We start from the raw sequence: 16,064 nt of genomic DNA on the forward strand, positions 1-16,064 counted from the left end.
CGGGTCCGGGGCAACCGAGCTGATCCTCTGCGGATACGGCCCGGAGACCACGTAAACTGCCCCGCTCTTCCCCGACCGAAGCCGGCGGGGATCGTGAACGCGCTCTACTACCGGAGAATGACGATGACCCTCAAGGTCGCCGTGCTGATGGACCCGATCGGCTCCATCAAGATCGCCAAGGACACGACGTTTGCCATGCTGCTGGAGGCGCAGCGTCGGGGGCACCAGCTGTTCTACATGGAGCAGGGCGACCTGGCCGCCCGCAGCGGCGAGCCCTGGGCCAGGCTGGCCCCGCTATCCGTGCGCGACGACGTGTCCGGCTGGTTCATGCTGGAAGAGCCTCGCTGGCGCGACCTGCGCGAGATGGACGTGGTGCTCATGCGCAAGGATCCGCCGGTCGACGCCCAGTTCATCTACGACACCATGGTGGCCGAGCTCGCCGAGCGTGACGGGGTGACCGTGGTCAACCGGCCCGAGGCCCTGCGCGACTGCAACGAGAAGCTGTTCGCGATGCACTTTCCGCAGTGCATGGCGCCCACCCTGGTGTCACGCGATGCCGCCGAGCTGCGGGCATTCGTGGCGACCCATGGCGAGGTCGTGCTCAAGCCGCTGGACGGCATGGGCGGGCGCGGGATCTTTCGCGTGGTGGCCGGCGACAGCAACCTCAATTCCATGCTGGAGACGCTGATCGCGGCCGGACCGAAGGGCGAGCACCGCCAGTTCACCATGGCGCAGAAGTACATCCCGCAGATCACCGAGGGCGACAAGCGCATCCTGGTCATCGACGGCGAACCGGTGCCCTATGCCCTGGCGCGCATCCCGCAGGGCACAGATTTTCGCGGCAACCTGGCGGCCGGTGGGCGTGGCGTCGGCGTGCCGTTGTCGGACCGCGACCGCTGGATCGTGTCCCAGGTGGCGCCGGAGCTGCGCCGTCGCGGGCTCCTGTTCGTGGGCCTGGACGTGATCGGCGACTATCTCACCGAGATCAACGTCACATCGCCGACCTGTGCGCGCGAACTGGATGCCCAGTTCGGGCTTAATATCACCGGCCAATTGTTCGACGTCGTCGAAAGCCTGAGAACCGGAAACCGCGCCGCGTGAGCCAACCTGCTGTCCGCACCGGCGCCGACATGTTCGGCGCCACGATGCTTTTCTCGCTGTTGCTGCATGGCGTGCTGATCCTCGGCATCACCTTCAGCTACGTGAAGTCCAAGCCCAGCCTGCCCACGCTGGACGTGACCCTGGTCGACGTCGCCAACCGCGAGGCGCCGGACAAGGCCGACTTCCTGGCCCAGGCCAACAACAGCGGCGGCGGCGAGAACGACAAGGCCTCGCGTCCCTCCCAGCCCTTTTCCGGCCCGCTGCCCACGCCCACGCCGGGCGTGGCGCCACAGCCGGTCCAGGCCGCGACGCCGAAGCCGCAGGAAGCGACGCCCGACAAGCTGCTTACCACCACCGGCAACAGCCACTACAGCGTCAACACCGATACGGCCAAGCTGGAGCAAAACCCCCAGGATCTGCCGGACACGGCGGCCGAGGCGAAGCGCAAGCAGGAAATGGCGCAGCTGGCGGCCGAGCGGCGCAACAGCATCGACAACTACGCCAAGCGCCCGAAGAAGAAATTCATCTCGTCCAACACCAAGGAGTACGCCTATGCCGCCTACATGCGCGGCTGGGTCGACCGGGTGGAGCGCATCGGCAACCTCAACTACCCGAACGAGGCGCGCCGCCGCGGCCTGCACGGCGACGTGCTGCTCACGGTGACGCTGAACCACGATGGCACGGTGAAGGGCATCGAAGTCGTGCAAAGCTCGGGCCAGCCGTTGCTGGATGCCGCCGCGCAGCGCATCGTGCGGCTTGCCGCGCCGTTTCCCGCCCTGCCGCCCGACAAGGAGCGGATCGACGAGTTGAACATCACCCGAACCTGGCAGTTCATGCCGAACGATGTACTGAAGAGCCGCTGAGGAAAGGAACGCACCACGACGGGCAACAGGGGCCTCCTCTCGTTGCTCGTTCACCACCCGCTCCTCACTTCGCGCTAACGGACGTTTGCCACGCCCCAGGGCTTACAATGAGCCCATGACTGCACCCTCTCCCCAGCCCCAGTCCCTCGCCGGTCATTTCCTGATCGCCATGCCCAGCCTGGCCGAACCGCCGTTCTCGCGCGGCGTGGCCTTCATCTGCCAGCACGACGAAGACGGTGCGGTGGGACTGCTGGTGAACCAGCTTTCCGAGTACCGCCTGGGCGACGTGCTGGCGCAGATGAAGCTGGAGTGCAATGACCTGGAGGTCGCCGACGCGCCCGTGCTGATCGGCGGCCCCGTGCAGCAGGAGCGCGGCTTCGTGCTCCATCGCGACCCCGGTCACTGGGAATCGAGCTACCGCATCAATGCCGACTGGTCGGTCACCACGTCGCGCGACATCCTGGTCGCCATGGCCAAGGGCGAAGGCCCCCGCCTGGCCGTGATGGCGCTGGGCTATGCCGGCTGGAGTGCCGGCCAGCTGGAACAGGAGCTCAAGGACAACACCTGGCTGACGGCCGAGGCCAGCGAGCGCGTGGTGTTCCATACGCCGCTGGAGGAGCGCTGGAGCGCCGCCGCCGGCCTGGTGGGCGTGGATCCGCTGCAGTTGCCCGGTTACGCGGGCCACGCTTGAGAGCCAGTTCCATGGTTTGGCTTAGCCCGCGCCGGTCCCCGGCGCCCACCAGGCAATGGGGCGTAGCACGGTGCCTGACTGGCCGCCGGGCCGAGCTGTGCAGCGCCGCCCGGCGAGCGCAGGGGGCCAACCCCTGCTCGCTACTCAAAGCAGAATCCAGCCCTGGATTGTCCCCGCGGGCGGGCCGCGACGGTTCGCCCACCAGGCAGCGTCATCATTCAGTCGTGCATCGGCATACACTCCCACATTCCTCCTTGCCCGGCGGGCAAACCGCTCGCGGCGCAGGCCACGCCAAACCATGAAACAGGCCCTTAGCTGCGTGTTCGGCTTCGACTACGGCAGTCGCCTGATCGGCGTCGCGGTCGGCAACCGCTTCACCGGCAGCGCACGCGGCATCGGCACGGTGGCCGTGCGCGATGGCGATCCCGACTGGTCCCGGCTCGACGCACTCCGGCAGGAATGGCTGCCCGATACGCTGGTGGTCGGCCTGCCGCTGACCCTCGACGGCGAGGAGCAACCAGCCAGCCGCGGGGCCCGCCGCTTCGCGGAGAAGCTGGGCCAGCGCTATGGCCTGCCGGTCGAACTCGTCGACGAACGCCACAGCTCGCGCGAAGCCGCGCAGCGCTTCGCCAGCGCACGCGCGGCGGGACTCAAGAAGCGCCGCGACGCCGCCACTATCGATGCCGAGGCCGCTGCCGTGATACTCGAACGGTGGCTGGCCGAGGCCGTGACCACCGGACACTGACACTCTCCCACGACAACCGCCCGCCATGAGCCAACGCCTGCGCCACCTCACCACGCTCGAACACCTGCCCCGCGAAACCATCGAGCGGCTGCTCGATCGCGCGGAAACCATGCGCGACGGTTGCGCCCACGGCACTCGCAAGCTGGACCTGCTTGGCGGGCGCACCATCCTCAACCTGTTCTTCGAGCCATCCACGCGCACGCGCACCTCGTTCGAACTGGCGGCGCGCCGCCTCGGGGCGGACGTCATCAATTTCGACATCGGCTTCTCCTCCACCAGCAAGGGCGAGGCGCTGTTCGACACGCTGCACACGCTCGAGGCGATGCACCTGGACGCCATCATCGTGCGCCACAAGGTGTCGGGCACGCCGGAGGAACTGGTGCGCCACGCGATGAGCGGGGTGTCGGTGATCAATGCCGGCGACGGCAACCGGGCGCATCCGACGCAGGGCCTGCTCGACGTGCTCACCATCCGGCAGCATCGCCCGGACTTCAGCAAGCTCACCGTGGTGATCTGCGGCGACGTGAAGCATTCGCGCGTGGCCCGTTCGGACGTGCACGCGCTGACCGCGCTCGGCACTAAGGAGATCCGCCTGTGTTCGCCGCAGGCATTGATGCCTTCGCAGGACGAGTTTCCGCAGTGCGTGATCACCGATGATTTCGACGCGGCGATCGAAGGCGCCGACGCGGTGATCATGCTGCGCCTGCAGAAGGAGCGCATGGCCGCCACCGACCTGCCGGATGAGGCTGCTTACTTCACCCGCTTTGGCCTGGACAACCGCCGCCTGGGACGCGCTTCCAAGGGCGCCCTGGTGATGCATCCGGGCCCGATCAACCGCGGCATCGAGATCGCCTCCGAAGTGGCCGATGGCCCGCAGTCGCGCATCCTCGAGCAGGTGGGCAACGGCGTCTTCGTGCGCATGGCGGTGCTGGCCGAGGTGCTGGGTCGCTGAGCCAGGCTTGACGCACCGCGTCAAGCCGCGAATCCGGGCATAATGCGCGGCGCGACTCACCCATCTCATCCAAGGGAATAGACATGCGATCGACGACGCGCATTGCTGCGCTGGGCTTCGCCGGCGTGCTGCTGGCTGCATGCCATCACAAGGACAAGGACGCCCCGCTCGCCTTCGTGCCCGCCGACACGCCGTACGTGGTGGCCAACCTCGACGTGCTCGACGACGACACCCGCAAGGCGTTGCTCGCCCAGGCCGACGCCCAGCTGCCGGCCGAGATGGCCCAGCTTCGCTCCACCGCGGACGATTTGGCGGAGAAGGACCCGGATGCCTCGCGCCTGCTCAAGGCCATCATCGCCGAGCTGGACGGCAAGACCATCGAGTCGTTCGCGCAGAACGCCGGCCTCAACATGAAGGGCCGCTCGGCCTTCTACGGCCTTGGCCTGTCGCCGGTGGTGCGCTTCGAGCTGGTCGATCCCAAGGCCTTCGAGGCTTTCGTCGGCCGCCTGGAAGCGGCCTACGGGAAGCCGTTCGAGACGGCCACCCTCGGCGGCGTGAACTACCGCCGGCACGTCTCTGCCGACGCCGGCATGCAGGTCGTGATGGCCGTGGTCGGCAAGCAGGCGGTCGCCGCCCTGCTGCCCGCCGATGCGCCCGAGGCCACGCTGCGCCTGGCCTTCGGCCTGGATCGCCCGGCCAAGAACCTGCAGGACGACGGTCGCCTGGAGAAACTTGCCAAGGCCAAGGACTACCAGCCGTGGGCCATCGGCCAGGTCGACCTGGTGCGCCTGCTGCCGCTCGCCGCCAGCGGCAAGGACCCGATGTTCAACGCGCTGATCAAGGCGCGCGCCGAGGCCGAGTCGGCCAAGACCGGCGAGCCGATCGCCAACCAGCTGAAGGTATCGCCCGCCTGCGAGGGCGATGCCACGCGCATCGCCGCCCGCGTGCCTTCGCTGAGCTTTGGCTACACCAAGCTCGACGAGAAGCATCAGGACATCCGCTGGGACGTGGCGCTGGCCGACGACATCACCAAGGCCTTCAGCGGCCTGAAGGTGGAACTGCCGGGCCTGGGCGCGGCGGGTACCGCACCGTTCGACATCAGCCTTGCCGTGCCGATGGCGCAGATGCGCGCGTTCTGGAGCGCCCAGGCCGATGCCGTCGCCGCCAAGCCGTTCGCCTGCCCGTCGCTGGCCGACCTCAACGAGAGCTTCGCCAAGATCGGCCTGATGTCCCAGCAGGCGGCCGTGCCGCCGGTTGGCGACCTGCTGGGCGCACGCGTCGCGCTGGACAGCTTCGAGCCGGGCAGCAACGACAGCATGCCCAAGTTCAGCGGCCGCATCCTGATCGGCACCTCCAATCCGGCCGGCCTGCTGGCGATGGCGCAGATGGCGATGTCGGGCCTGCAGCAGCTCAAGCTCACCGCCGACGGCAAGCCGGTCGCATTGCCGCCGGAAGTCACCGCGCCGCTGGGCACGCCGGTGTGGGCCGCCATGGGTCCGAAGGCGCTGGCGCTGGCCGTTGGCCAGGGCGAGGACAGCAAGCTCGGTGAGCTGCTCAGTGCGCCCGGCGGAGACGCAGGCCGCTTCGGCCGCCTGCATCTCAGCGGCGAGATGTACCAGGCATGGGTGAAGGCCATGGCGCAGAAGGCCGCGCACATCGCGGAACTCACCGCCCAGGCGGACTCGGACGATCCGGAAGCCCAGGCCACGGCCAAGGCGACGGCGGAGCGGTCCCGGCAGCAGTTCGAATCGATGCAGGCGCAGGCTGCCCGCATCAAGACGCTGAACGGCGACGCGCGCATGGAGAGCGGTGGCCTGGTGGTCACCAGCCAGACCGAGCTGAAATAACGCTCAGCCGTACCGTGCAGGCACGCAGACGGGGCGCCTTGGCGCCCCGTCCTGTTTCCGCGTCACGCGGCTGGCATCAGATGGCGAGCGCGGCCCGTCGCTGCTGGCGGATGATGCTCAGGCCCAGGGCAAGGGCGAGCAGCACGACCACCACGCCGAACACCAGCATGCCGAGATGGTCGCCGCTCAGGCCCTGCGCGAAGCCGGCCGGCAAGATATCGCCAACGGCCATGTCCATCGCTGACATGCCCGTGTAGTGCATGCCGCATACCGCCATGCCCATCACCAGGGCACTGCCAAGCATCTGCAACCGTCCGCGCAGGTGGAAGGCGAGCCACAGCGCAGCCATCGAGGCCACGATCGCGATCGCCACCGACAACGCCACGAGGCCGCCGTCATAGGAGATCTGCGCCGACGTGAGCATCGCCGCCATGCCCAGGTAATGCATGCCCGCGACGCCCAAGCCCATCAACACGCCGGCGAAGGCCAGGCTGAGCCAGCCGAATGCCCCGGCGCTGACAACGGCCAGCCCGATCGAACACGCGACGACGGCCAACAAGGCAGAGATCGCCGTGAGCACCACGTCGTAGGTCACCTGTACACCCATGTTGCAGGCGATCATCGCGATGAAGTGCATGGCCCAGATCGCGCCGCCGCCCATGGCCGTGCCTGCCGCGAGTACGGCGCCCCAGCGCTGGCCCGGCGTCTGTGCCTGGGCGATGCCGAGCGCGAGCTGCAGCGCGGTGAACGACCCCAGCACGGACACGAGATACGACAGAACGACCAGCACGGCGTTGTAATGCTGATGCATCTCTTGCATGACCCTCTCCTCGTCTGTTCGCACGACTCGCCGCGATTCACGCCGCTTCGAATGCGGCGGCCTTCATGGAGACACGTCGAACACGCACACCGGCGCACCCAGGCTGTGGCAACGGGTTTCGCGCACGACAACATGGGGCGTATCCGCCGATTCGGCCAGCAATCCCTCGAGGAAGCCGGTAAAGAAGCGGCCGCCCGAAGGCGCACCCGGCTGGCAGAGCGGGCAGCCACGTACGTGCAATTGATGTTCGTGCTGCTCGACCGTCACCAGCACGCGAAGCGCCGGCAAGGCGATGCGCCTGATCGCGTCGACCAGCGCCAGCCGCGCGCCGAGGGAAAAATCGCGCTTGAAGATCCAGCTGCCCGTGCGCTTGCCGGCAAGGTACAGCGAGGCGTCGCGCACCTCGGCCGACACGGCGTATTCAAGGTTGATCAGCCACGGAAAGATGCGCGGATAGTCCTTCGCCAGTCCGGGCAACATGCGCTCGACCCGAGCGACATCCGCCCCGCTGGGCAGCGACGGCCCGGCGTCGCTTGATCCGGCGGACCCGGCCGCATGCGCAACCGGTTCGGCCACCATGGCCGCTGCAACGGAGTCGACCGCATGGCCAGCCGGCAATGACCGCGTGGATTCGAACCGAAGCACGCGCGGATGGAGGCCAAGGGCCTCTTCCAGCGCCGGTTGGCGATCGGGTGGCCCACGCAGCACCAGGGTCAGGCAGGCACCTTGCTCTTCCTGCAGCCATCGCTGGCGCACCAGTACGTGGCCGTACTCATTGACTACGCGCCCCAGCTCCAGCAGTAGCCCGTCCCGGCGCTCAGACACTACGCGCACTTCCAGCTCGGCCATGATTCCCCCCGAAATCAAAGCAGCCCAAACATCGTGCCAGTGAATGAATGTGCCGTATGGCCGTCTGTTTCACAAGCATCCGCGCCTTCGGCGAAGCGCGCGCATGGCGCGGGGAAAGCAGGACACAGCCGCTCGAAGAAGGACGCCGCGCAGGCAGCTTGATCGCGTACGCGGACGGCTCGCTGTCGTGAAACTGGCGCGGCGCACCTGTCACCGTGATGTGCATCACGCTTAGCACGATCTTATCGAGCCGAACGTTTTCAGGACATCGCCATGACATCGCGTTCGCAACCGTAATGACGTGCTGAATCGATGCCCGCGGCAGCCATGCGAGGTTCACGCAAAGGCTGATGGTATGGGTTTCGCGGGTACCGCACACAGCGGCGACCGCCTGCCATCAGGACAGTGCTTCCTCACACAGGAGATTCCCCATGCGTACCAACAACCTGTTCCGCAAGACGCTGATCGCCGCCGGTCTCGCCGCAGCCTTCGCGACTGTGCCGTTTGCACAGGTTGCCGCTCAGGACGCCGCGCGCCAATCGCAGGATGCAGCGCAACGACAGCAGGACGCGGCCAGCATGCGACAGACCCAGGACGCGGCAACCATGCAGGACAAGTCGAGTAACGAGACCGTACCCGGCAAGACCAACGACGCCTGGATCACCACCAAGATCAAATCCGAGCTGGCGACCACCAAGGGCATCAAGAGCACCGACATCTCCGTCCAGACCAAGGACGGCACGGTGACCTTGACCGGCACCACCGCGAGCGCCGGCGAGAAGGCCAAGGTCGAGCATGTCGCCAAGCAAGTGAAGGGCGTGAAGACCGTAGATGCCAGTGGCCTGATGGTCAGCGATGCCGCCCACTAATCGCCTGCACGCTGCATAGGGCGGTGCTGAAAACGAAGAAGGAGCCCGATGGGCTCCTTCTTCCCGTGCGTCATTCCCGGCGACTCAGCGATGCAGGAGGTTGCCGCCGAAGTTCTGCGAATCGCGCGTCTCTTCCAGCTCCACGCCGTCAAGGCCTTGCGACAACGTGTGCGCGTCGCCGCCCTGGGCGAGCTTGATGCGCAGGCGCACTTCGTTGGAGCTGTCCGCGTGGCGCAGCGCGTCCTCGTAGGAGATCTCGCCGGCATGGTAGAGCTCGACCAGGCTCTGGTCGAAGGTCTTCATGCCGAGGTTGGTGGATTCCTTCATCACTTCCTTGAGCTTGTGGATCTCGCCCTGGCGGATGTAGTCCTGCACCAGCGGCGTGCCGAGCAGCACTTCCACTGCCACGCGACGCGCCTTGCCGTCGGGCGTGGGGATCAGCTGCTGCGCCACGATGCCCTTGAGATTCAGCGACAGGTCCATGAAAAGCTGCGAGCGGCGGTCTTCCGGGAAGAAGTGCAGGATGCGGTCCATCGCCTGGTTGGCGTTGTTCGCGTGCAGCGTGCACAGGCACAGGTGGCCGGTTTCGGAGAAGTTGATGGCGTGTTCCATCGTCTCGCGCGTGCGCACTTCGCCGATCATGATGACGTCGGGCGCCTGGCGCAGGGTGTTCTTCAGCGCGTTGTCCCAGTTGTCGGTGTCGATGCCGATTTCGCGCTGCGTGATGATGCAGCCCTCGTGCTTGTGCACGTATTCGATCGGGTCCTCGATGGTGATGATGTGACCGGTCGAATTGGCGTTGCGATAGCCGATCATCGACGCCAGCGAGGTGGACTTGCCGGTGCCGGTGCCGCCCACGAAGATGATGATGCCGCGCTTGGTCATCGCCAGCTGCTTGATCACCGGCGGCAGGGTGAGCTCTTCGATCGTCGGGATCTTCGATTCGATGCGACGCAGCACCATGCCCACGCAGTTGCGCTGGTAGAAGCACGACACGCGGAAGCGGCCCACGCCCTGTGCCGAGATGGCGAACTGGCACTCGTGGGTCTTTTCGAACTCCTCGCGTTGCGAGGGCGTCATCACGTTGAGCACCATGTCGCGCGACTGCTGCGCGGACAGCGGGCTCTGCGTGATCGGCACGACGCGGCCCTGCACCTTCATCGACGGCGGCACGCCGGCCGTGATGAAAAGATCCGATGCCTTTTTGTGCACCATCAGCTTCAGGAACGAGGTGAAGTCGAAATCACTCATGGCACCCTCCGGGGCGGTAAATCGAGAGTAGGGAATCGGGAATGGGAAGAGCGGGAAACCATGCCGTCCGCGTGACGCCGCAGGCTTTTCTATTCCCTATTTCTACTCCCTATTCCCTCCCATCACTTGAAAATATCCTTGTTGCGCGCATAGCCCATCGCCTGCTGGCGAGTGACCAGGCCGCGCTTCACCAGGTCCTGCAGGTTCTGGTCCAGCGTCTGCATGCCGTACTGCTGGCCGGTCTGGATGGACGAGTACATCTGCGCCACCTTGTCCTCGCGGATCAGGTTGCGGATGGCCGGGATGCCGACCATGATCTCGTGCGCCGCGATGCGGCCGCCGCCGACCTTCTTCAGCAGCGACTGCGAGATCACCGCGCGCAGCGACTCGGACAGCATCGAGCGCACCATCGGCTTTTCGCCGGCCGGGAACACGTCGATGATGCGGTCGATGGTCTTGGCGGCCGAACTCGTATGCAGCGTGCCGAACACCAGGTGGCCGGTTTCCGCGGCGGTCAGCGCCAGGCGGATGGTTTCCAGGTCGCGCAACTCGCCCACCAGCACGTAGTCCGGGTCTTCACGCAGCGCGGAACGCAGCGCCTCGTTGAAGCCGTGCGTGTCGCGGTGCACTTCGCGCTGGTTGATCAGGCACTTCTGCGAGGTGTGCACGAATTCGATCGGATCCTCGATGGTGAGGATGTGGCCGTATTCGTTCTTGTTGATGTGGTCGACCATCGCCGCCAGCGTGGTCGACTTGCCCGAACCGGTCGGACCGGTGACCAGGATCAGGCCCTGCGGCTGCTCGATCAGCTCGCGGAACACCGCCGGGGCCGCCAGGTCTTCCAGCGTGAGCACTTCGGACGGAATGGTACGGAACACCGCGCCCGCGCCGCGGTTCTGGTTGAACGAGTTGACGCGGAAACGGGCCAGGCCGGGAATCTCGAAGGAGAAGTCGACCTCGAGGAATTCCTCGTAGTCGCGGCGCTGCTTGTCGGACATGATGTCGTAGATCAGCGAATGCACCTGCTTGTGCTCGAGCGCCGGGATATTGATGCGGCGCACGTCGCCGTCCACGCGGATCATCGGCGGCAGGCCGGCGGACAGGTGCAAGTCCGAGGCCTTGTTCTTCACCGAGAAGGCAAGCAGTTCGGCGATATCCATCTAGCGTTCCCCTCAACCCGATCGTCTGGATGCCATGCGGCGGTCATGGGGTGGGCGGGTTGTTCCTCTCGCGGCAGGGCGTCGCGACGCAAGCGCGCCGACGCCGTGCGAATGGCCCTGTCCCGGTTCCCCATGCAAGCGGGCCGATACTACTCGCGCCAAGGCCCGCGCCACCAGTCTTTCCTTAGGTCTACTGCCCAAAGTGCGGACCAGGTTTGCGAAAGCATGCAGCACGGCAAGACCCGGCCGGGCCTTCCGCCAGGGGACGGGCGCCCCCTCCCTCCGGTAAGGTAAAGGCCGCACTGCGAGGAACCCGCATGACACGTATCGCATTCATCGGCGGCGGCAACATGGCGCGCAGCCTGATCGGCGGCCTGCTGAAGACCGGCGTCGCCGCCTCTTCCATCAGCGTGGCCGAGCCGCGGGCCGAGGCTCGCCAGGAACTGGGCCGCGAATTCGGCGTGGCGTGCTATGCCGACAACCGCCAGGCGGCCGGCGACGCCGAGGTGCTGGTCCTGGCGGTGAAACCGCAGATCATGCCGGCCGTCCATGGCGAGCTGAAAGACGTGCTGGCGCGCCAGCGGCCGCTGCTGATCTCCATCGCCGCCGGCGTGCGCATCGACCAACTGGAGCGCTGGTTCGGCCATGCCCTGCCCATCGTGCGCTGCATGCCCAATACGCCGGCCTTGATCGGCGCCGGCGCCACCGGCTTGTTCGCCAATCGCCGCGTAAGCGCGGAGCAGCGCGCACTGGCGCAGCACATCCTCGACGCCGTCGGGCTCACCCGTTGGCTCGACGACGAATCGCTGCTGGACACGGTGACCGCCATCTCCGGCTCCAGCCCGGCTTATTTCTTCGCCATGGTGGAAGCGCTGGAGGATGCGGCGTTCTCGCAGGGCATGTCGCGCGACACGGCTCGCGCACTGGCCGCCCAGGCCTGCCTGGGCGCCGGCCGCATGCTGACCGAGAGCGGCGAGGACCCGAGCGTGCTGCGCAAGCGCGTCACCTCGCCGAACGGCACCACCCAGGCCGCCCTGGAAAGTTTTGCCGCCGACCACTTCAGCCAGGTCGTTGCCCGCGCCGTGGCGGCGGCCACGCGCCGTGGTGGCGAGATGGCCGCCGCCCTGGACGACTAGGGTTGCCCTGACCTGTTAAGCGGGGTGGCATGATGTCAGGAAAGTCCGCAGGATGTGAGGCGTGGCGCAGCGCGGGCTGGCCGTCTGAGCATGCTGCGCCTCACAGCATGCGGGCTTTCCAGGCAGTACCCAGAGGGCCGGCTCGGTCTGCCCACAGCTCCGCATGGCGTCGATTCGACAGGCACCCAACCTGCCGTCATCGACACCCTACGCATCTGCGAGCAGGCAGAACCGGTGATACCCCGCTAAACAGGCCAGAGCAGCCCTAACCATGAGTTATCTCGTCAACGCCCTCTCTTTCCTGCTCGAACTCGCCTTCGGCGCCGCCGCGGCGTTGTTCATGCTGCGCCTGGCCGCCGAGGCCAGCCGGGCCGACTTCCACAATCCGCTGAGCCAGTTCATCTACCGCACCACCAATCCGGTGCTGGTACCGCTTCGTCGCCTGCTGCCGAACTGGCGGCGCATCAATGTGGCGGCCCTGCTGCTGATCTTCCTGCTGATGCTGGTCAAGCGCGTGGTGCTGTTCTCGCTGCTCGGCATGTTTCCGCACGTGCTCGGACTCATCGTGCTGTCGATCGCCGACACGCTCGACTTCATAGCCATGTTCTACGTGGTGTTGATCTTCGTGTGGTCGCTGATGAGCCTGTTCCAGGTCGAGACTTACCACCCCGTCTATCGTCTCGCCGGCACCCTGGTCAGTCCGCTGCTGCGCCCGTTGCGCGGCAGGCTGGTTGCCGGTGGCCTCGACTTTGCCCCCTGGGCCGTGATGATCGTGCTGATCCTGGCCCGCCTGCTGCTGGTTTCTCCGCTTACCGATCTCGGCGCCCGCCTGGCGCTCGGCATGTAAGCCCGTGGCCGCGCCACCCGCGCGCGGCCACCTTCCCTTTCGCTCCCAAGGAATTCTTCTCGCATGCATGCGAATTCATCCCTCCTGCGCCGCCGTCTGCTCGCCCTCGCCCTGACAGCCTCCGCCGTGGGCAGCGCCTACGCCGCCAGCCCGGCCATCGCCGCGAAGCCGGACGTGGTGGCCGGCAATATCGACAGCTCGGTCAACCCGGGCGATGACTTCTTCGAGTTCGCCAACGGTGCCTGGCTGAAGGCTCATCCGATCCCCGCGGAGGAATCGCAGTGGGGCATCGCGCAGGTCGTGCAGGACGAGCTTTACGCCAAGCTGCGCAAGATCAGTGAAGACGCCGCGGCGCAGAAGCAGGCGGCTGCCGGCAGCGACGAGCAGAAGATCGGCGACTTCTGGACGATCGCGATGGACCAGTCACTGGCCGACCGGCTCGGCGCCTCGCCGCTGAAGGACGAACTCACGCGCATCGATGCCGTGCACGACGTGAACTCCGCGCTGGACGCCGCCTTTGCGCTGCAGCCGCTGGGCGTGGATGTATTCTTCGACGTCGGCGTGGCGCAGGACGAGAAGCAGAGCGACGCCATGGCGGTGCACCTGGCCCAGGGCGGCCTGGGCCTGCCGGAGCGCGACTACTACTTCAACAGCGAACAGGGCGTGGCCAAGGCGCGTACCGCCTACGTCGCGCACCTGGGCCGCATGTTCCGCCTGCTCGGCACCGATGAAGCCACGGCGAAGCAGAGCGCCACGCGGGTGATGGCGTTCGAGACGGCCCTGGCCAAGGTTTCCCGCCCGCTGGAGGCCTTGCGCGATCCGGAGAAGAACTACAACAAGATGGCGCCTTCGGAACTGACGACGAAGCATACGCCTGCCATTGCCTGGGACACCCGCCTCGCCGCGTGGAAGCTCTCGGCGCCGACCGTCATCGTCGGCCAGCCCGAGTTCTTCGACGGCCTGCAGTCGTTGCTGGCCAGGACACCGGCACCGGTGCTGCGCGACTACCTGCGCGTGCATCTGGCCGATGCCTATGCGAGTTACCTGAGCCAGGCCTTCGACGACGAGCATTTCGATTTCTACGGCCGCACGCTCTCCGGCCAGGCCCAGCAGAAGCCGCGCTGGAAGCGGGCGTTGCGCGCCGAGAACGAAGCGCTTGGCATGATCCTCGGCCGCATCTACGTGAAGGACTACTTTTCCGAGGCAGGCAAGCAGCGCTACAACGCCATGGTCGAAGCCGTGCGCACGGCTTATGGCGAGCGCATCGACCAGCTCGACTGGATGAGCCCCGCGACCAAGGCCAAGGCGCACGAGAAGCTCGCCGCCGTGACCAGGAAGGTCGGCTATCCGGACAAGTGGAAGGATTACTCCAAGCTCACCATCGGCCGCGATTCCTACGCGCAGAACATGATGCGCGCGCAGCGCTGGGCCTTCGACGACATGCTGTCGAAGTACGGCAAGCCGGTCGATCGTACCGAGTGGGAAATGACGCCGCAGACCTACAACGCCTACTACAACCCTTCCAACAACGAGATCGTGCTGCCTGCCGCGCAGTTCATGATCCCCGGCTTCGCCGACAGCGAGATCGACGACGCCGTGGTGTACGGCTACGTCGCCGCCTCCACCATCGGCCACGAGATCACCCACGGCTTCGACGACGAAGGCCGCCAGTACGACGCCAAGGGCAACCTGCTGGACTGGTGGACCAGGCAGGACGCGGAGCGCTTCACCCAGCGTGCGCAGGTCATGGTGAAGCAGTTCAACGCCTTCGAGCCGCTGCCCGGCCTGCACGTCAACGGACAGGCGAGCCTGGGCGAGAACATCGCCGATTTCGGCGGCATCATGATCGGCCTGGATGCGTTCAAGAAGACCGCGCAATACCAGAAGGGCGAGAAGGTCGCCGGCTACACGCCGCTGCAGCGCTTCTTCCTCGGCTATGCGCTGGGTTGGTTGTCGCAGCAGCGCGAGGAGCGTCTGCGCAATTCGCTGCTGGCCGATGTCCATGCGCCGGCGAAGTACCGTGTCAATGGTCCGCTGTCGAATGTTCCGGACTTCTACGAGGCTTTTGGCGTGAAACCGGGGCAGCCGATGTGGCGGCCGGAGAACCAGCGGGTGAAGATCTGGTAGGGGTTGCCCTGTCCCTCTTCCCCGGGAGAGGGCTGGGATGAGGGACTCCTGCAGGATGGATGAGGCGCGAGGTTCTCTTTTGCAGGAGCCCACCCTCTGGGCGACCGTGGCACCGCAACGTCACCGCTCCGTCGGCTTGTCGCGCACTTGGCGCGCTCCATCTCGGCTCTCTTCACATCACCGCTGTCCCTGCAGGAATGCACCCAGTGCGCGACCACCTTTCGCGCCGGTCTGCATGGTTCGGCGCTCCAGTGTGTGTCCGGTTTTTACGTGTTGTGTTTCCGCAATCTGGCTTGCTTGTGACCGAAAGGAGCCTCCGTCGGACGGCGGGCTTCCGAGCCGCTACCGCGGCCCGGGCCACTTTTTGCGCAGCCTTCCTTTGTAGGAGCGCACCCTGTGCGCGACATCCTTTCGCGCCGGTCTGCAGCACTCGTTCTTCAGACATGCAGTTGGCGATGTCTTCGTTGCTGTCTTCCGCGACCGGGCTCGCCTGCGACCGAAGGAAGTCCCTGTGGAGCCGCGGGCTTCCGAGCCGCTGCCGCGGCCCGGGTCACTTTTCTTTGCTTGCTCAAAGAAAAGTAACCAAAAGAAAGAGCACCCCGCGTGGCGCTGTCTGGGCTTCGCCCAGCCAGTCCGTGAGGCGGCCGGGCTTTTCGACCGGGCTCCTGCCCGGACGAAAAGTGCCCGACATCCGTGTCGGGCACCCCTGCGGGGCCTGATCGACCACCCCTCACCGCCCCACAGGGGATGGGTGAAAGCTCGTGCCGCTGCGCGGCACATCGCATCGAGGAGCTGAAGGCTGTGGC

Annotated in this window: 14 protein-coding genes; 10 read left to right on the top strand and 4 right to left on the bottom strand. The window is 66.4% G+C overall.

Going from position 1 to position 16,064, the window contains the following annotated elements; all coding sequences use genetic code 11:
- Nucleotides 1-123 precede the first annotated feature (123 nt).
- The 6 genes from gshB to JMF82_RS06290 all read left to right on the top strand — a co-directional run bounded on the left by gshB (nucleotide 124) and on the right by JMF82_RS06290 (nucleotide 6,199).
- Nucleotides 124-1,101 (top strand): glutathione synthase, encoded by a 978-nt coding sequence (gene gshB, locus JMF82_RS06265; protein ID WP_201313673.1) that lies wholly within the window; start codon nucleotides 124-126, stop codon nucleotides 1,099-1,101.
- Nucleotides 1,098-1,964: an energy transducer TonB gene (locus JMF82_RS06270; RefSeq protein ID WP_236585319.1), complete on the top strand. Its 867-nt coding sequence runs from the start codon at nucleotides 1,098-1,100 to the stop codon at nucleotides 1,962-1,964. The genes gshB and JMF82_RS06270 overlap by 4 nt, the downstream gene beginning before the upstream one ends.
- 115 nt (nucleotides 1,965-2,079) lie before the next feature.
- A complete protein-coding gene (locus tag JMF82_RS06275) occupies nucleotides 2,080-2,655 on the top strand; it encodes a YqgE/AlgH family protein (protein WP_201313674.1) in 576 nt (191 codons plus the stop codon).
- 298 nt (nucleotides 2,656-2,953) lie between these two features.
- Nucleotides 2,954-3,400: a Holliday junction resolvase RuvX gene (ruvX, locus tag JMF82_RS06280; protein WP_201313675.1), complete on the top strand. Its 447-nt coding sequence runs from the start codon at nucleotides 2,954-2,956 to the stop codon at nucleotides 3,398-3,400.
- 25 nt (nucleotides 3,401-3,425) lie between these two features.
- Entirely contained in the window at nucleotides 3,426-4,352 is a 927-nt protein-coding gene (locus JMF82_RS06285) for an aspartate carbamoyltransferase catalytic subunit (RefSeq protein WP_201313676.1), read from the top strand.
- An 83-nt stretch (nucleotides 4,353-4,435) separates the two neighbouring features.
- Nucleotides 4,436-6,199 carry a hypothetical protein gene (locus JMF82_RS06290; RefSeq protein WP_201313677.1) on the top strand — a complete coding sequence of 588 codons (1,764 nt, stop codon included), beginning with the start codon at nucleotides 4,436-4,438 and terminating at the stop codon, nucleotides 6,197-6,199.
- A 76-nt stretch (nucleotides 6,200-6,275) separates the two neighbouring features.
- Here JMF82_RS06290 and JMF82_RS06295 read toward each other — a convergent pair whose 3' ends face one another.
- Together JMF82_RS06295 and JMF82_RS06300 are read right to left on the bottom strand one after the other, a co-directional pair.
- Nucleotides 6,276-7,019, bottom strand: coding sequence for an MHYT domain-containing protein (locus tag JMF82_RS06295; protein WP_201313678.1), 744 nt, complete (start codon nucleotides 7,017-7,019; stop codon nucleotides 6,276-6,278).
- Nucleotides 7,020-7,082: 63 nt separating this feature from the next.
- Entirely contained in the window at nucleotides 7,083-7,868 is a 786-nt protein-coding gene (locus JMF82_RS06300; protein WP_201313679.1) for a 4-vinyl reductase, read from the bottom strand.
- A gap of 431 nt (nucleotides 7,869-8,299) precedes the next feature.
- On the opposite strand from JMF82_RS06300, the gene JMF82_RS06305 reads away from it, so the two are divergent.
- On the top strand, nucleotides 8,300-8,737 hold the full coding sequence (locus tag JMF82_RS06305; protein ID WP_201313680.1) for a BON domain-containing protein: 438 nt from the start codon (nucleotides 8,300-8,302) through the stop codon (nucleotides 8,735-8,737).
- An 84-nt stretch (nucleotides 8,738-8,821) separates the two neighbouring features.
- Here JMF82_RS06305 and JMF82_RS06310 read toward each other — a convergent pair whose 3' ends face one another.
- Nucleotides 8,822-9,988 carry a PilT/PilU family type 4a pilus ATPase gene (locus JMF82_RS06310; RefSeq protein WP_201313681.1) on the bottom strand — a complete coding sequence of 389 codons (1,167 nt, stop codon included), beginning with the start codon at nucleotides 9,986-9,988 and terminating at the stop codon, nucleotides 8,822-8,824.
- A 122-nt stretch (nucleotides 9,989-10,110) separates the two neighbouring features.
- Nucleotides 10,111-11,148, bottom strand: coding sequence for a type IV pilus twitching motility protein PilT (locus JMF82_RS06315; RefSeq protein WP_038615550.1), 1,038 nt, complete (start codon nucleotides 11,146-11,148; stop codon nucleotides 10,111-10,113).
- A 317-nt stretch (nucleotides 11,149-11,465) separates the two neighbouring features.
- Between JMF82_RS06315 and proC the strand changes: the two genes are divergently transcribed.
- From proC to JMF82_RS06330, 3 genes are all read left to right on the top strand, one after another.
- Nucleotides 11,466-12,284, top strand: a complete 819-nt coding sequence (gene proC, locus JMF82_RS06320) for a pyrroline-5-carboxylate reductase (protein WP_201313682.1) — start codon at nucleotides 11,466-11,468, stop codon at nucleotides 12,282-12,284.
- A gap of 271 nt (nucleotides 12,285-12,555) precedes the next feature.
- Nucleotides 12,556-13,131, top strand: coding sequence for a YggT family protein (locus JMF82_RS06325; protein WP_201313683.1), 576 nt, complete (start codon nucleotides 12,556-12,558; stop codon nucleotides 13,129-13,131).
- Between the two features lie 63 nt (nucleotides 13,132-13,194).
- A complete protein-coding gene (locus JMF82_RS06330) occupies nucleotides 13,195-15,258 on the top strand; it encodes a M13 family metallopeptidase (RefSeq protein WP_201313684.1) in 2,064 nt (687 codons plus the stop codon).
- Nucleotides 15,259-16,064 lie beyond the last annotated feature (806 nt).

The sequence above is a fragment of the Dyella sp. EPa41 genome, from assembly GCF_016586165.1.
Taxonomy (GTDB): Bacteria; Pseudomonadota; Gammaproteobacteria; order Xanthomonadales; family Rhodanobacteraceae; genus Dyella.